Raw genomic sequence first — 14,638 nt, forward strand, 5'->3', positions numbered from 1 at the left:
AGCTAGCAATAATTACTGTGGCCCAGCACTGAGCGTCCGCAGCGGGTTGGACGGCCCACGGTCCGCAACCCACATGAACACGAGGGCGGCGCTGGTGAACAGCAGCATGCCCAAGTGAAGCCATGGTGCTGTGGCTTCACCGGAGACGGCGTCCAGCACAGCGAAACCAATGGTGAACCCGAACATGGCGCCGACGATGAGCAGCACACCGGGAATCTGATTCGGTTTCCATGCCACCAGCAACAGCGCTGCCGCGATACCAACGCGGACGGCGGCGGCCCCGATGAGCAGGCTTGCCATCTCAGGGTCCATGTCCGCCCCGCCGGAACCAGCCACGAGCTGGCCAGCCCACACGATGTAGAGGACAGCCAGCACGCCGAGAATGACACGGCCGATGCTCAAGCCCAGGAGACGGCGGGAGGCGAGTTTGCGGAACTCGGTTTCCACGCCGGCGTAGATCACGTCCGACAGATCCTCCGGCGGCGACATGGAGCCGTCAGCTTCGACAAAGCTCAACGAGCGTGAGAGAGCCAGTGAACGCTCCCAGAAAGACGCGCATTCAGGGCAGTGCGCCAAGTGCGCATCTACGACAGCTTTATCCAGCCCGGCCTCTTCCCCATCGATGCGTGCGGACAGGGCGGCTTGTACCTCTGCGTGACTAATCATCAATAAGCACCTTGTCCAAGCTTGCGCGTCCTGCACCAAAAACAACGATGAACAGCAACAGCATTATCAGAAGAAGCGGATACTCCAGGCCGCCTTGCTCCGCGAAGAAGCCGGCATCCATGTGCACAAAGTACCCGGCAGCGGCCACCAACAGCGCTAAGACCATTGCCACGATGGTGGTGAGCAGCCCAATGATCAACAGCGCCCCACCAACGAGTTCCAGGGAGCCAGCGGTGTACGCCGCCAGCTTTGGTTGAGGGACTCCCGCTTGTGAAAACTTCTGTGCCGTGCGCGTCATACCATCTGCCACCCAGTGTTGGTACCCCCGTGCAATGAATATGACACCCAGGACAAAACGTGCGATGAGCAGCGCAGCATCGCGCACAGCGGGGGTATTCATAAAAACTACCCTACAACGTGGAACCAAATGGGCCCCTACAGCAGTCAAAGTAAGTATGACACTTTCACACTTTGAACAAGACACACATCAGGACAACCAACAACAATCCCTCACCCGGCACATGACGCCGTTGGTTCAGGAGTACTTCGATACAGAGTGGGGGCGCCCGGTCACCACCGAAAAAGAAATGTTTGAGCTCTTAGGCCTCGAAGTTTTCGTCGTGGGGCTGAGCTGGAATCTGATTCTTCAGAAGCGCGAGGCACTGCGCCGCGCGATTTTCAGCAACAGCATCGAGACCATCGCCGCGTGGGATGAGACGGATGTTGAAGCATTGCTTATCGACGCCTCGATCATCCGCAACCGCCGCAAAATCAACGCCGTGATCACCAACGCCCGTGCTTGCCTGGCGTTGCGGGAAGAGGGAACGGACCTGGCTGAATTCTTGTGGTCCTTTGAACCCACACCCCAATCTGTGGACGGCACCAAGGAGTTAGTGGCCGCGCTGAAGGAGCGTGGGTTCACCATGCTGGGGCCGGTGACGGTGTTTGCACTGTTGCAATGCACCGGCATCGTGCACGGTGGGCCTTCCTAGTTACTTTTTAGCGGTCACCCACACGTCGATTTCGGCGGTGATGGGCTCGACCCCAGCATCGTCGACAAGCTGGCAATCAATGGTGACCAGCTGGCCGCCGGTCTCACGAGTGATGGTGGAGAAATCCGGGAAGTCCGCGGTGGCGGTGATGGTCAGACCACCAGTGGACTTCTTCGGGTAATCCGCACGCATACCGCGCGGGATCCAACGGTGGGTGTCCGGAACGGTGACCTCGCACAGCAGGCCCATGGCGGCTTCAGCGCCGTTCAAACCGGCAATCACGTGGAAGGTTCCAATGTGGTTCTGCACACCCCACCACTTGCCCAGGCGCACAACGCAGCGACCCGGAACAGCTTCCTGGACGCGCGGCATCACCGTGCGGAAGTACGGGGCCTTCACCATGTACAGGGCGGAAAACAGTCCACGCTTGATGGGGGTATCGCTGAACTTCTTCCACAGCAACGCGGTCGGGCCCGGGTTGTTGTTGGTGGCGGTTGGCTTGGTGCCTGGGGTTGTATCAGTTTGAGTCATACCCCGTGATGATACTGGGTTATGCGCTCTCGCGGACCCGATCTGCGCCATGGAAATCGAAGTCGTCGTCGTGGTACTCCGGCAGGTTGGCAAAGTCCGCGCTCTCATCATCGAGCTCCACGATCACTGCGCCGGGGCGGCGCATGTGGGCTGGCAGCGGTGCGTCTTCCTCAGAGGAAACGACACCGAGGCGGGCGCGGCGCAGCTGACGCAGACGACGCTCACGCAGCGCGCGTTCCTGGGTGACCAGGCTGCGCAGCGCAGACATGTACCAGACGAGAAGAGCTGCGCCTGCGAGCGGAGCCAGCCATACCCAGCCGCCACTGATCAGTGCCCAGATGAAAGCAACACCGGTGACCGTGATCAGGCCCAGCAGGGTGCGCTCACGGCGACGTAGACGCTCTGCACGTGCCTGCTTCTCAGCCTCCGGGGTCCAGCCACCACGACCGCGGCTCGCGCGGGTAAGAGTTGCCTCGTCGACATCATCAGCAGAGTCATCGGCAGAGTCAGCAGCTGCATCATCAGCAGAGTCAGCGGCGGAATCTTCAACAGAGTCCTCTGCAACATCGACAGAGTCTTCAGCAGTCATCTCTTCTGCTTCTGGCATGGACACCACGGTGGAGTAACCGAAGTCCTCCGGGGCAAGGTAGGAATCGTCGTAGTCGTACTCGGCGGAGAGGTCCTCGGCCTCATCGAGGGTCTCGTCGAGTTCAGCGTCTGCAGCGTCCACAGTGTCAGCAGTATCTGCCTCAGCTTCTGCAACCTCTGCTTCTGCTTCAGTCTCTGGGGTGTCAGCCTCGTCTTCTACGGGCTCAGCGTCCACAACGTTGGAGCGGGTGAAGAGTTTTTTCCAGGAAGGGGTGGCCGGGGAGTCGTCGATAAGCACTGCTTCTGTGCTCCCCTCTTCAGGGACGACAACCTCGTAATCGTCTTCCTCGTCGTGGCGGTGCACATCCGCGGCGGTGACGCGCGGGCGGCGGCGAGCCTGGATTGCGGCGGTGCCGCCCTGGTGGAGGACACGGGTCTCGTCAAAGCCCTCACCAGCACGGCGGATGGGCTTGGAATCCCCCAAGACCATCGGGGCGAGAACAATCGCCCACACAACCACGATGAGAACAATGATCAGGCTGAGGCTGCCTGACATGGGCCCACGACCTTTCTTGACGGCGGAAATTACTAGAACGACCCTAACCAGCCACAGGCTGAAGTTGACCGCCCCACGCCGAGTCGCGCCCCAGAATTTCTTAGATCCACAACCTTCCCTGCGCGGCCAAACGTTCCACCGCGGAACCGGGCAGGTCATCAATGTTCTGCGCCACGAAATAGTGGTCGCGCCACCGCCCATCAATGTGGAGGTTTTCCTTCAGGTACCCCTCCTCGCGGAAGCCCGCGTTAGCCAATATTCTGCCGGACGCCGGGTTGTCCGGCAGGTACGTCGCCGTGACGCGGTGCAGACCCACGCGCGCGAAGGCATGATCCACGCCAAGAGCACACGCAACAGTGCCGATACCACGGCCGTTGTAACGGGAATGGACCCAGTAGCCGATCCAACATTCACTGATCGCGCCATGCTGAATATTGCCCAGGGTGACCTGGCCGGCAAAGTGGCCGTCGAATTCAATGGCCAGTGGGACGACGATGCCTTCATTGGCACAGCGGCGCAGGTTCGACCAAGTGGAACGCCACGCTTCCGGGGAATGGGCTTCCTGCCAGGTGCCCTGCACAGTTGGCTCAACCGGGCGCAGCAGCGCTTCATCGGAGATGCGCATGCGGGCCCAGTCGCGGCCATCAGAGCGCTTCAGCGGCCGCAAACGCACGGGCTTATCACCGCGAATAAACACTGTGGGAGTAGCCATGGGCCACCCCGGGTGGGCATAGCTACGCGCCCAACCGATGAGGCTCAACATGCTCAGGCCCGCTGCTGCAAGAACAACACGTCAACGACATCGCCGGGGCGCACTTCCACCACGTCCGTGGGAATGCGGATCATCGCGTTTGCTTCAGCGAGACCAGCCAACAAGTGAGCCGCGCCGCCGGATGCACCACCGATGCTGTCCACCAGGTAATCGCGGGTTTGCGCATCGCGCATGAGGCGAGCGCGGACGAATCCGAGACGTCCCGGAATCGACTCGATGCGGTTCATCGAACGCGCCTTCACCACACGGCGATTGAGCACGCGCTTGCCCAACGACGAGCGGATCGCCGGACGAATGAGCGCCTCAAACACCACGAGGGCACTCACGGCATTCGACGGCAACAGGAAGGTTGGGATGCGATCCTCCCCCACCAGGCCGAAGCCTTGGGCGGAACCGGGATGCATGGCCACGCGGGTGGTGTCAATATCGCCCAGCTCGCCCAGTGCTTCTTGGACGGCGCGGGCGCTTGAACCGCCGACGGCGCCGGTGATGATCAAAAACTCACTCTTTTGGGCGTGGACCGCGATCTGCTCTTTCAGGCGGCGCGGTTCCGCGTTGATAATGCCCACGCGAGTGACATCCGCACCCGCGTCCTTCGCTGCAGCGGCAACGGCATAGGACCCAACATCGAAGACTTGGCCCAGGCCCGGATCCCTATCAATGTCCACCAGCTCCAAGCCGTAGGACATCACGGTCACGCGGGGACGCGGATACACGAGCACCTTGTCGCGGCCGGCAGCGGCGAGTAGCCCGATCTGGGCCGGGCCAAGAACAGCACCGGCACGCACTGCAATGTCACCGGGTTGGATGTCATCGCCTTCACGGCGGATAAAGTCACCGGAACGCACTGGACGGTGCGGGGTCACGCGGCGGCGGCCACGGTCGGACCACTCGAGGGGCAAAACCGCATCAGCCAAGGTAGGTAGCGGCGCACCCGTGGCCACGCGCACAGCCTGGCGTGGCTGGAGGCGCAGCGGCTTTTGGCTACCAGCAGCTACTTCACCCACCACCGGCAAAGAGGTATCCGGCTCAACATGGGGTTGCTCTTCATCCTCATGTGTCGTGCGGTTGCTCAGCGATTGTGCACCACCGACATCAACGGCGCGCACCGCATAACCATCAACAGCAGCCTGCGCAAAGCCGGGCAGCGAGCGGGTTGCCTGCACTTCCTCCGCGCACATGAGGCCAAGTGCATCGGTGATACCAATTCGGATCGGCGCAGGCGTCATCGTGGCGTCGACGATAATGTCCAACTGCTCTTCAACGCTGCGCATCACGTCACCCTTCTGCCGGCGGCTGAAACTTTGAACTACTCGTGAACTTAGTCGGTGCCTGCGAGGTGCGGGTTCTCCGACTCGAAGTCCTTCAGGATCTGCTTGATGGACTTGTACAGTGCCGGACCGTACTTCTCATGGTGCAAACCAAAATCAACATTGGCCGGAATGTAGCCAGCCGGGTTGCCCAGGTCATGGCGCTTACCGTCGTGCACAACAACGTGCACCGGGTGGCCTTCGCTAATCATCAGCTCAATCGCGTCGGTGAGCTGGAGTTCGCCGCCTTTGCCGGGCGTGATGCGTCGTAAAGCATCAAAAATGCCCCGATCAAGCAGGTAGCGGCCGGTGGCAACGAACGTGGAGGGCGCATCCTCCGGCTCAGGCTTTTCCACCATGCCCACAACGCGCTTCACCTTCTCCGGATCCACACCATCCGCGGCATCCACCTCGCGGACATCAAAGACGCCGTAGTTGAACACCTCTTCCGGGCTGACCACGAACGCGCACAGCACGGAACCACCGAGCTTGGCGCGCACGTCCACCATCTTTTCCATAACACCGGTGGGCAGCACCAGATCATCCGGCAGCATGACGGCCACTGCGTCCTCATCATCGTCCAGGATTGCCTCAGCACAGCCGACCGCGTGGCCAAGACCGAGCGGCTCTTCCTGCACAACGGCCTGCGCCTCAATGATCTCGGCCGCACGAGCTACCTTCTGTGCCTGCTCATCTTTGCCACGTGCCAGCAGCGTCTCTTTCAGGTGGTCAAAATTGCCAAAGTGCTCCATGACCTCGCCTTTACCCGGCGCGGTGACAACAGCGAGACGCTTCGCGCCAAGCTGTGCGGCTTCTTCAGCGATGAGCTCAATACCCGGGGTGTCCACCACCGGGAGCAATTCCTTCGGCACCGTCTTTGTGGCGGGCAGGAACCGGGTACCCATTCCAGCTGCGGGAACAACGACGGTTTTCACGCCCACCTTGGGGGCCGAGGAGGAATTGCGCATGAATGGATAGTCTACCTGTGAGACGCTACGAATCCGGGTAGCCGCTGCGCGTGTAAGGAAAGGGATATGTATGTCTTCAAAATCTTCAGTTCGTGCCGCCACGCGTGAAGCTCGCGGGAAGATTGAGCAAAAGATGCTTATCGACGACACTCTCATCTCCCACCTCCTCCCCCACCTGCGCACGCTCTCCCCGCATCGGGTGGCCGCCTATTCTCCGATGCCGTCTGAGCCAGGTGGGTCCGCGCTACTGCCGGCCTTGGTGAAAGAGGGTTGGGAGATCATGCTGCCCATCACTCTTTCTGGAGGCGAGCTGCAGTGGGCAATGTACACACCGGGTGAGCTCACCCCCGGCGAATTCTTTGATATCGCCGAACCCACTGGACCACGGCTGCCTTCCAGCGCATTGAGCACCTGCGATGTGATCATCGTTCCAGCCTTGGGCGTGGACCGCCGTGGAGTTCGCTTGGGACAAGGCGCTGGCTACTACGACCGCGCCCTCCTCCATGCGCCCAACCAGCCGCGCATCGCGTTGGTCTACGACAATGAGGTCCACGATTCTTTACCAGCTGACCCTCACGACCAGCCTGTGGGCGCCGCCGTCACCCCGTCGGGTGTGCTGATATTCGCGGACTACAACAAGCCTTCTTAGAAAAACTTTGGGCTGCGAGGGAACCAAACAGGGTGTTGAAGCAGTCAAAGAGAATATGGCTTCTTTTAATTTCTCTTCTTCCCTGTCTACTCTTTCCACTCCCGGCTACCGGCGTTCCGTCCTGATGCGGCGCCTGGTTGCGGGCTTGCTCATCATTTGCGCGGTACTCCTCGCATTGAGTGGCCGCGCTGCCAAGGACCCCCAGGTGGTGGTCTTCGCCCGTGATGTTGCACCCGGCACGGTATTGAGCGCTGATGATGTGGAGCTGCGCTCCCTGCCCAGCAACATTGTTCCCACCAATGCGGTGACAGACCATGCCAAGGCTGAGGGCCAAGTGATTGCCGCGGCTGCCTCTGCCGGCGAAGTGCTCACCACAACGCGGATTACAGGCCCTGATCTTGTTTCCTCTATTGCGCATGCCCGCGGGGCGGACGCGAGTTCTTTTACTCTCGTGCCGGTCAAGCTCGCGGAGCCTGACATCATCCCCATGCTGCACCACGGCGACGAGGTGTCAGTGGTGACCACGGGGGGTGATTCGGCTGATGCTGCAGATACTGCAGTTACCGCTGCACGCACGATTGCCACTGGCGGCACCGTGGTCACCGCCGGTAGCGGTGAGGCTCAAACCGGAGTGCTGCTGCTTTTACGGAATGAGGACGCCGTCAATGTGGCAGCTTCTTCCCTCACGTTGCCACTCACGGTGGTGCTCACAGGCGGAAAGCACCGTGGTGAATGAGCGGCATTAGCTGTGTGTTCTGTGCCACTCGGTTAGGCCCATCACCCACGATGGGGTATTTTCTTTCACCGAAAAGTAAGACCATTTCCCACATAGTTTTTCAAGGAGAAAAATGCTCAAGGGTTTTAAAGACTTCATCATGCGCGGCAACGTCATCGACCTGGCTGTCGGTGTTGTCATCGGTGCCGCTTTCACCGCAATCGTGACCTCGTTCTCTGACAACATCATCAACCCGCTGATCGCCTCCATCGGTGGCGCAGACTTCACCGGTCTGGGCGTTCACATCATCAGCGGCAATGACGCAACCTTCGTTGACTTCGGTGCTCTGATCACCGCTGTGATCAACTTCCTGCTCATTGCTGCAGTTGTCTACTTCATCATCGTTGCACCGATGAACAAGCTGGATGAGGCACAGAAGCGCCGCAAGGGCATCAGCGAGGATGCTCCGGCTCCGACCGAGCAGGAACTGCTCGCCGAGATCCGTGACCTGCTGGCTAACCAGAACGGTCCCCGCCAGCTCTAAACCACATCTGGTGACTACGAACCGCTCCGCCTTCACAGGTTGGGCGGTTCTTTTGTTGGGCCAAGGGGGGGCGAAGGGCTGCCCTTGGCCGCGTTCCATCGCCGGGCGTGTGTAAAAATTTACATGGCAAAAAATTGGCACCAACAAAACCCCTGGTAGACAGTTTCTGTTTCCTGATAGTTACCGGCGCAATGTAAAATTTTACACCGGGGTTGATCGCTCAGGCGCCCAACGGGGCACGGAGCAGCAGGCCTTGTCGCCTGCAGGTGTGTCTACAAACCCTCTTTTGTTACCTGTTTCGTTTTTCCGGCTATATCGAGAAATCTGGAACAATCGTCGGAGGACCTAAGACGTCATGAGAAGTCATGAGAAGTCTAGAAGTACTGAGAAAGGACTCCCCCGCATGATTCGTACCGCCATCATTGGCTACGGCAACTTAGGCCGCAGCGTTGAGAAAGTGATCGCTAGCCAGCCCGACATGGAACTCGTCGGTGTGTTTTCGCGCCGCGATTCTTTGGATACGGAGGCTCGTGTGTTGCCGGCGGCGGACGTCGAAAAGCATAAAGACGAAGTAGATGTGCTCTTCGTGTGCTTGGGCAGCGCCACCGACGTGCCGGCGCAGGCCCCTGAATTGGCCAAGCACTTCACCACGGTGGACACGTATGACAACCACCATGAAATCCCCGCGTACCGGGCAACCATGGATGAGGCTGCACGCGAAGGCGAGAACATCGCGATGATTTCTACCGGTTGGGATCCGGGCCTCTTCTCCTTGAACCGTGTGCTCGGTGGCGCGGTACTGCCTGGTGCGGACCAGATGACGTTCTGGGGCCCTGGCCTGTCCCAGGGCCATTCGGATGCGGTGCGTCGCGTGCCGGGCGTGCTCAAGGGTGTGCAGTACACCAAGCCCAACCCGGAGGCGATTGAGGCTGTGAAGCGTGGTGAGGGTGCAGACCTCAAGGGCAACGAGTGCCACGTGCGACACTGCTTTGTTGTGGCGGAGGAAACAGGCGATGCTGCAGCGGATGCAAAGCTGAAGGAAGAGATCCGCGAGGCCATCGTGACCATGCCGGACTACTTCGCACCGTACGAGACGATCGTGGAGTTCATCTCCGAGGCTGAGTTTGAACGTGACCACCAGGGCATGCCGCACGGCGGCCAGGTGATTACGCGCGGTCAGGTGGGCGACTCCGGGCACGTCATTGAGTTCGGCCTTGAATTGGAGCGCAACCCAGACTTCACCGCAGCAGTGCAGGTAGCTTACGGCCGCGCGGCATGGCGGCTGCGTCAGGCTGGCGAAACGGGTGCGCGCACCGTCTACGAGATCGCACCGTACTTGCTGTCTTCCGAGTCTCTCGATGACTTGGTAAAGAACAAGCTCTAATCCCCGTAATGCGGGGGACGTTCCTCGCGGTACCGGGCAAGATCATCCATTTCGGGTGATTCGGGCGTGATCCCGTCATCCAACTGGACTACCCGGTCACCATCAAAATCAGCGGACTGTTCCACCTGAGAAGGGTTGGGGCGGTCCGCTGTTCTGTCATAGTCAACAGCATCAGAAAGCCGCCGTACACGGCGCCGTTGTTTCATTTTTGTCCTACTGCAGGCTGTACTTACGCAGCTCTTCGATGAGATGCTTCACCAACGGTGCGATGGTCAGCACACCGTCGCGGATAGCTGCACGCGATGGAGCCAGGTTCACAATCACCGTGGAGCCAGATACACCGCAAATACCGCGCGAGGTGCACGCATCCACGGCCCCACATGCCTGCCCGGAAGCACGCACTGCCTGGGCCACGCCCGGCACCATCTGATCAATGACGGCGCGGGTGGCCTCCGGCGCCTTATCGCGCGGACCCACACCGGTGCCGCCGACGGTGACCACGAGGTCCACGCCACCCACCACGGCCGTTTCAATGACCTTGCGGATCTCCGATTTCTTCGACTTCACGCTCACCACGCCGTCGACCTTGAAACCGATTTCCTCCAACAACTCGTAGACCAGACGATCCGAGCCTTCAGCGATTGCCCCGCCCTGCTTATGGTCACTGACCAACACAGCAATCGCACCTGGCTGCACCGGCTGTTGTTCTTCTGCCTCCGTAGCGAGGAGGAATTCCTCATCAGGCTCGCGGATGTCGAGCGCGTCGAGTGTGTTGGACATGGCGGGCTCCTCGTAGTGGTGCATCAGCGGCCACTGATACACGGGCCACTGATGCGCATTCAATAGTTATGAAAAGAAATCTACTCTGAACTTAGGGTCACATCTACCGTTCTGGTCTCATCAGATCCAGCAGAGCGGACCTGTAGATGGACGGTCTCCCCGAAATCGAAGGAACGCGTGGCCGCGACCAGTGCATCAGAGGACTCAATCGGACGGTCATTGATCCGCACAACAACATCGCCCTCTTTCAGACCAGCCTGATCAGCGGGGCTTCCCGGCTGCACAGCGCTAATGAGAGCACCATCGGTGACCTGGCGGATATCCACCTGCACACCCATCATCGGCTGGCGTGCTTCGCCTTCGTTGATGAGCTGCTCCGCAACACGGCGGGCGAAATTCGACGGAATAGCAAACCCCAAGCCGATGGATCCGCCCTCACCTGAGCTCTGGGACAGCGAGGCGATCACAGAGTTCATGCCAATAAGGTGGCCATTCATATCCACCAACGGGCCACCGGAGTTACCGGGGTTGATCGCCGCATCGGTTTGAATGCCATCCATGAGCGAGCTTTCTCCCCCGCCCTGAGCCGCGCGAACCGGGCGATTGAGCGCGGAGACAATGCCGGTTGTCACTGTTGCGGACAATCCCAGCGGAGAACCAACGGCCACAACGGACTGGCCCACGGCAAGGTTGTCCGAATCGCCGAACTGGATCACTGGTAGGTCTTTGACGCCTTCGATCTGGATGACAGCCACATCGGTGTTCACATCAGAAGCAATGAACGTGGCTGGGTGCTTAGCGCCGTCATTCAACGTCACGGCGAGCTGCGCCCGACCAGTTCCGGCTTCTGCCACCACGTGGTGGTTGGTCAGCACCTTGCCGTCGGCGGTGATGATGGACCCAGAGCCCTCAGACAGCACGCGGGAGCCATCCGTCAGTTCGATGGAAACAACAGCTGGCAGCACGGCGGAGGCCACGTGCTCAACGGAGCCTTCCGGCGCTGGCTCCTTCTGGGACTTCACGGGAGCTTCCAGAGCATTCTCCGTATCACCAGCACCAATAGTGGTCTGCTGGGAGTTATCGGAGCTGGCCACCGTGCCGGCGGTATAGCCAGCTGCAGCACCACCGACCAAAGAGGTAGCCAGTGCCAGCGCAATCGCCGCCCCAGCACCCAGTCCCTTCTTCTGCTTCGGTGGGACGGGAGCAACATATGGTGGCTGCTGCACACCTTGTGAGTGGGCGTAAACCGAGTATTCGCCCGGGTATTCAGATGAAGTCATGGTGGGTTATTGTCCTCCGCCTTGCTGTGCCATCTCTTGTTCACATTCACCGCTTAGCGTAGTACTCCCTGAACACTTGCTGGGAGGTCCGCTCGGACCTGCCCAGCGACTATTCGGTAACAGGTTCGCCCGGGAAGATGATGCGGATGCGGGTGCCGCCATCATCAGATTCGTCCACGGAAATGGTGGCACCATGACGTTCCAACACCTGACGCGTGATGGCCAAGCCCAAACCTGATCCCGGCATGGCGCGGGATTCGGGTGCGCGGTAGAAACGCTCGAAGACTTTCTCGCGTTCATCGGCGGGGATGCCGGGGCCGGAGTCGTCGATAATCAGCACTGCGCGGCGTTGTGCGGCGCGCAAGCTGACGCGGACAACGCCACCTGGTGGGGACCATTTCGCGGCATTATCCAGCAGGTTCACGGGTGCGCGTGAGAGGGCAGGCACATCCGCGTCAATGAGCCACGGATCCAGGCGAACGCGGAAATCCACGTCCGGGCGGCGACGCTGCACGCGCTCAAGCGAATCCGAAATGATCTCATCCAAGCGCGCGGGCTGGAGCTCCTGCTGCGGCCCATCCTCGCGGGCCAGATCAACGAGGTCGCCGATGAGCGTGGACATCTCCTCCATCTGGGCCATGACATCGGCTTCCAGATCCGCAAGATCCTCCGGCGCCATCGTGTCCACCTGCCCGGAGCGATGCAGCATCATGAGCAGCTCAATATTCGTGCGCATTGAGGTCAACGGCGTGCGGAGTTCATGCCCCGCATCCGCAACAAGCTGGGACTGGCGGACCCGTGAATCCTTCAGTGTCTCCATCATGTCGTTGAGGGATTCCGTGAGACGCCCATACTCGTCCTGACCAATCACCTCGATCGGCTCAAGCTCCTCAGTAGACACAACGCCATCAATCGAACGGCGCAGGCGCTCCAAAGGACGCACGGTCACGCGCGCGATGATCAGCCCCATGAACGCTGCCAAGAGCGTGCCCAAGCCGGCGATGCCAATCAGCGTGGCCTTGAGGCGGCTGACCATCAACGAGTACGTGCTCGAATCCATTCCGAGAACCACCGTGGCGCCTTGCGCACGCAAGACAGACACCCATTCATCCTGGAATTCAAGGTGCGCCCAATCCGGCTTTTGACCTTGCACCGCCATCCGGTCGATGGGCAGTGCATCGCCGATGAACGGCTCCTTTACGCCTGGCGATACCGCTGCAAGATAACCCGGGTTATCAGTCCGGAAGTGATCCACCAGTTCTTGGAAGCGAACCTCACGGTTAGCGTCATCCTTGTTTGTCTCGGCCTCCTCGAGAACATCCCGGGTCTGCCGCATCAGTGCAACCGTGCGGGAATCCAGCTCCAAAAGCTCGTTCTGCTTAATCGCACCGGACACCGCGAAATAAGAAAACAACGCGGTCATCCCCACGGCTACCGTCACGCCGGCGACAGCATAAGCAGCCACGCGTCCGCGTAACGACGACTGCGTGGTGTCTTCCGCCGCCCCCTCACTCGGCGCACTGGCGCCACTTCGTACCCGCAAAATCACGGGGCAGTCTCCCGCAGCACGTAGCCCACACCGCGCACGGTATGGATAAGGCGAGCTTCACCGCCTGCCTCTGTTTTACGGCGCAGGTAGCCCACGTAAACCTCAAGCGCGTTGCCGGAGGACGGGAATTCATGGCCCCACACTTCTTCAAGGATGCGCTGGCGCGAAAGCACCTGACGGGGGTTCTGCATGAGCAAATGCAACAGTGCAAACTCAGTGCGAGTCAGGGAAATATGGCGGTCACCCCGGCGCACATCGCGGGTAGCTACGTCCAGGAACAGGTCCTCGAACTGCAGCTCTGCCGTCGGGGAGCCCGTCTGCGCGATCGCATCCGCACGGGCACGACGCAGCAACGAACGCACGCGAGCAAGCAATTCCTCCAAGGCGAATGGCTTTGGCAGGTAATCATCCGCTCCGGCATCGAGGCCAGCTACTCGGTCAGACACCCCATCCCGCGCCGTGAGCATGAGGATCGGCCTGTCATAGCCAGAGGAGCGGAGCTCACGGCAGACACCAAGGCCGTCCAGCTTGGGCATCATCACATCGAGGATTGTCAGGTCTGGCTGCTCCTCGGCGATAACGTCGAGGGCTTCCAACCCATCGCTCGCCAAAAGCACGTCATACCCATTGAATTGCAAAGAGCGGCGCAGGGACTCGCGCACCGCCTGCTCATCATCGACGACCAGAATTTTCATGCACCCATTATGACAATGAGGTGAACGCCCGGTGCGCCCGCATCCCCCTAGCGTGTCAGAAACACCCGAAAACAGAATAAAAAATAGCCACTGGAAAACTTCCAGTGGCTATCGCTACGTCTTAAGCGAGTGCTTAGAACTGCTCGACGTCGATCAGACCAGCCTGAGCTGCCTTGACCAGGCGACGCGGAATGCGCACGGTCTGGCCGTCGATCTTGACTTCCTGCAGAGCGGCATTGTCTGCCTTCCACTGCGAACGACGGTGGTGCGTGTTCGAGCGGGACTTACGGAACTTCGGGGTTGCCATGGTGTTTCTCCTCCTTCGACTGGATCAGTAGGCGGTTTAGCTGTCGGACTTCTTCTTACGGCGGGCCATCCCACCGAAGCGGCGGTTGAACTTCTCAACACGGCCTGCGGTGTCCATGACACGCTGAGCGCCGGTCCAGAACGGGTGAGACTCGCTGGTCACGTCAACGACGATGAGCGGGTACTCGTTGCCGTCTTCCCACTGGGCAGTACGGCTGGAGGTTGCGGTAGAACGGGTCAGGAACTGGTGGCCAGTACCTGCGTCCTGGAAGATCACCGGGTGGTAATCAGGGTGGATATCTTTCTTCATCTCTTCGTTTCCCTCAGGATTGATACTTCAGGTCGGTTCCAGC

General features: G+C 60.1%; 19 protein-coding genes. 5 read left to right on the forward strand and 14 right to left on the reverse strand.

All coding sequences use genetic code 11. The features are described from left to right. Positions 1-12 precede the first annotated feature (12 nt). Positions 13-666 (reverse strand): zf-HC2 domain-containing protein, encoded by a 654-nt coding sequence (locus tag L8U60_RS04585; protein ID WP_269965199.1) that lies wholly within the window; start codon positions 664-666, stop codon positions 13-15. After that, positions 659-1,066 carry a DoxX family protein gene (locus tag L8U60_RS04590; protein WP_269965200.1) on the reverse strand — a complete coding sequence of 136 codons (408 nt, stop codon included), beginning with the start codon at positions 1,064-1,066 and terminating at the stop codon, positions 659-661. Before L8U60_RS04590 ends, L8U60_RS04585 begins: the two co-directional genes overlap by 8 nt. Positions 1,067-1,121: 55 nt before the next feature. On the opposite strand from L8U60_RS04590, the gene L8U60_RS04595 reads away from it, so the two are divergent. Continuing rightward, positions 1,122-1,658 (forward strand): DNA-3-methyladenine glycosylase I, encoded by a 537-nt coding sequence (locus L8U60_RS04595; protein WP_269965201.1) that lies wholly within the window; start codon positions 1,122-1,124, stop codon positions 1,656-1,658. Here the strand turns inward: L8U60_RS04595 and L8U60_RS04600 are convergent, their stop codons facing one another. From L8U60_RS04600 to L8U60_RS04620, 5 genes are all read right to left on the reverse strand, one after another. Next, positions 1,659-2,189, reverse strand: a complete 531-nt coding sequence (locus L8U60_RS04600; RefSeq protein WP_269965202.1) for a hotdog fold domain-containing protein — start codon at positions 2,187-2,189, stop codon at positions 1,659-1,661. Positions 2,190-2,208: 19 nt separating this feature from the next. Beyond that, positions 2,209-3,333 carry a divisome protein SepX/GlpR gene (gene sepX, locus L8U60_RS04605; protein WP_269965203.1) on the reverse strand — a complete coding sequence of 375 codons (1,125 nt, stop codon included), beginning with the start codon at positions 3,331-3,333 and terminating at the stop codon, positions 2,209-2,211. Between the two features lie 100 nt (positions 3,334-3,433). Continuing rightward, the gene (locus tag L8U60_RS04610) at positions 3,434-4,045 is read right to left on the reverse strand and encodes a GNAT family N-acetyltransferase (protein WP_338026469.1); all 612 of its coding nucleotides are present in this window, start codon (positions 4,043-4,045) and stop codon (positions 3,434-3,436) included. A gap of 53 nt (positions 4,046-4,098) precedes the next feature. Then, positions 4,099-5,379, reverse strand: coding sequence for a molybdotransferase-like divisome protein Glp (glp, locus tag L8U60_RS04615; protein WP_269965205.1), 1,281 nt, complete (start codon positions 5,377-5,379; stop codon positions 4,099-4,101). Positions 5,380-5,426: 47 nt separating this feature from the next. Continuing rightward, complete coding sequence (locus L8U60_RS04620) at positions 5,427-6,383, reverse strand: UTP--glucose-1-phosphate uridylyltransferase (RefSeq protein WP_269965206.1); 957 nt, start codon at positions 6,381-6,383, stop codon at positions 5,427-5,429. Positions 6,384-6,453: 70 nt separating this feature from the next. Between L8U60_RS04620 and L8U60_RS04625 the strand changes: the two genes are divergently transcribed. The 4 genes from L8U60_RS04625 to L8U60_RS04640 all read left to right on the forward strand — a co-directional run bounded on the left by L8U60_RS04625 (position 6,454) and on the right by L8U60_RS04640 (position 9,675). After that, positions 6,454-7,032: a 5-formyltetrahydrofolate cyclo-ligase gene (locus tag L8U60_RS04625; protein ID WP_269965207.1), complete on the forward strand. Its 579-nt coding sequence runs from the start codon at positions 6,454-6,456 to the stop codon at positions 7,030-7,032. Positions 7,033-7,087: 55 nt separating this feature from the next. Next, positions 7,088-7,768: an SAF domain-containing protein gene (locus L8U60_RS04630; protein ID WP_269965208.1), complete on the forward strand. Its 681-nt coding sequence runs from the start codon at positions 7,088-7,090 to the stop codon at positions 7,766-7,768. A 112-nt stretch (positions 7,769-7,880) separates the two neighbouring features. Beyond that, positions 7,881-8,291, forward strand: coding sequence for a large-conductance mechanosensitive channel protein MscL (gene mscL, locus L8U60_RS04635; RefSeq protein WP_269965209.1), 411 nt, complete (start codon positions 7,881-7,883; stop codon positions 8,289-8,291). Between the two features lie 403 nt (positions 8,292-8,694). Beyond that, positions 8,695-9,675 carry a diaminopimelate dehydrogenase gene (locus L8U60_RS04640; RefSeq protein ID WP_269965210.1) on the forward strand — a complete coding sequence of 327 codons (981 nt, stop codon included), beginning with the start codon at positions 8,695-8,697 and terminating at the stop codon, positions 9,673-9,675. Here L8U60_RS04640 and L8U60_RS04645 read toward each other — a convergent pair. The 7 genes from L8U60_RS04645 to L8U60_RS04675 all read right to left on the reverse strand — a co-directional run bounded on the left by L8U60_RS04645 (position 9,672) and on the right by L8U60_RS04675 (position 14,595). Further along, positions 9,672-9,881 carry a hypothetical protein gene (locus L8U60_RS04645; RefSeq protein ID WP_269965211.1) on the reverse strand — a complete coding sequence of 70 codons (210 nt, stop codon included), beginning with the start codon at positions 9,879-9,881 and terminating at the stop codon, positions 9,672-9,674. The two genes, L8U60_RS04640 and L8U60_RS04645, sit on opposite strands and share 4 nt — an antisense overlap. A gap of 7 nt (positions 9,882-9,888) precedes the next feature. Beyond that, positions 9,889-10,455, reverse strand: coding sequence for a MogA/MoaB family molybdenum cofactor biosynthesis protein (locus tag L8U60_RS04650; RefSeq protein WP_269965212.1), 567 nt, complete (start codon positions 10,453-10,455; stop codon positions 9,889-9,891). A gap of 80 nt (positions 10,456-10,535) precedes the next feature. Further along, positions 10,536-11,735: a S1C family serine protease gene (locus L8U60_RS04655; protein WP_269965213.1), complete on the reverse strand. Its 1,200-nt coding sequence runs from the start codon at positions 11,733-11,735 to the stop codon at positions 10,536-10,538. Positions 11,736-11,844: 109 nt separating this feature from the next. Continuing rightward, a complete protein-coding gene (locus L8U60_RS04660) occupies positions 11,845-13,284 on the reverse strand; it encodes a sensor histidine kinase (protein ID WP_269965214.1) in 1,440 nt (479 codons plus the stop codon). Next, positions 13,281-13,979, reverse strand: coding sequence for a response regulator transcription factor (locus L8U60_RS04665; RefSeq protein ID WP_269965215.1), 699 nt, complete (start codon positions 13,977-13,979; stop codon positions 13,281-13,283). Before L8U60_RS04665 ends, L8U60_RS04660 begins: the two co-directional genes overlap by 4 nt. Positions 13,980-14,112: 133 nt before the next feature. Further along, the gene (gene rpmF, locus L8U60_RS04670; RefSeq protein WP_034664006.1) at positions 14,113-14,286 is read right to left on the reverse strand and encodes a 50S ribosomal protein L32; all 174 of its coding nucleotides are present in this window, start codon (positions 14,284-14,286) and stop codon (positions 14,113-14,115) included. 36 nt (positions 14,287-14,322) lie between these two features. Further along, positions 14,323-14,595 carry a type B 50S ribosomal protein L31 gene (locus L8U60_RS04675; RefSeq protein ID WP_269965216.1) on the reverse strand — a complete coding sequence of 91 codons (273 nt, stop codon included), beginning with the start codon at positions 14,593-14,595 and terminating at the stop codon, positions 14,323-14,325. Positions 14,596-14,638 lie beyond the last annotated feature (43 nt).

It is taken from the genome of Corynebacterium meitnerae (genome assembly GCF_027570075.1).
In the GTDB taxonomy this organism is placed as follows: domain Bacteria; phylum Actinomycetota; class Actinomycetes; order Mycobacteriales; family Mycobacteriaceae; genus Corynebacterium; species Corynebacterium meitnerae.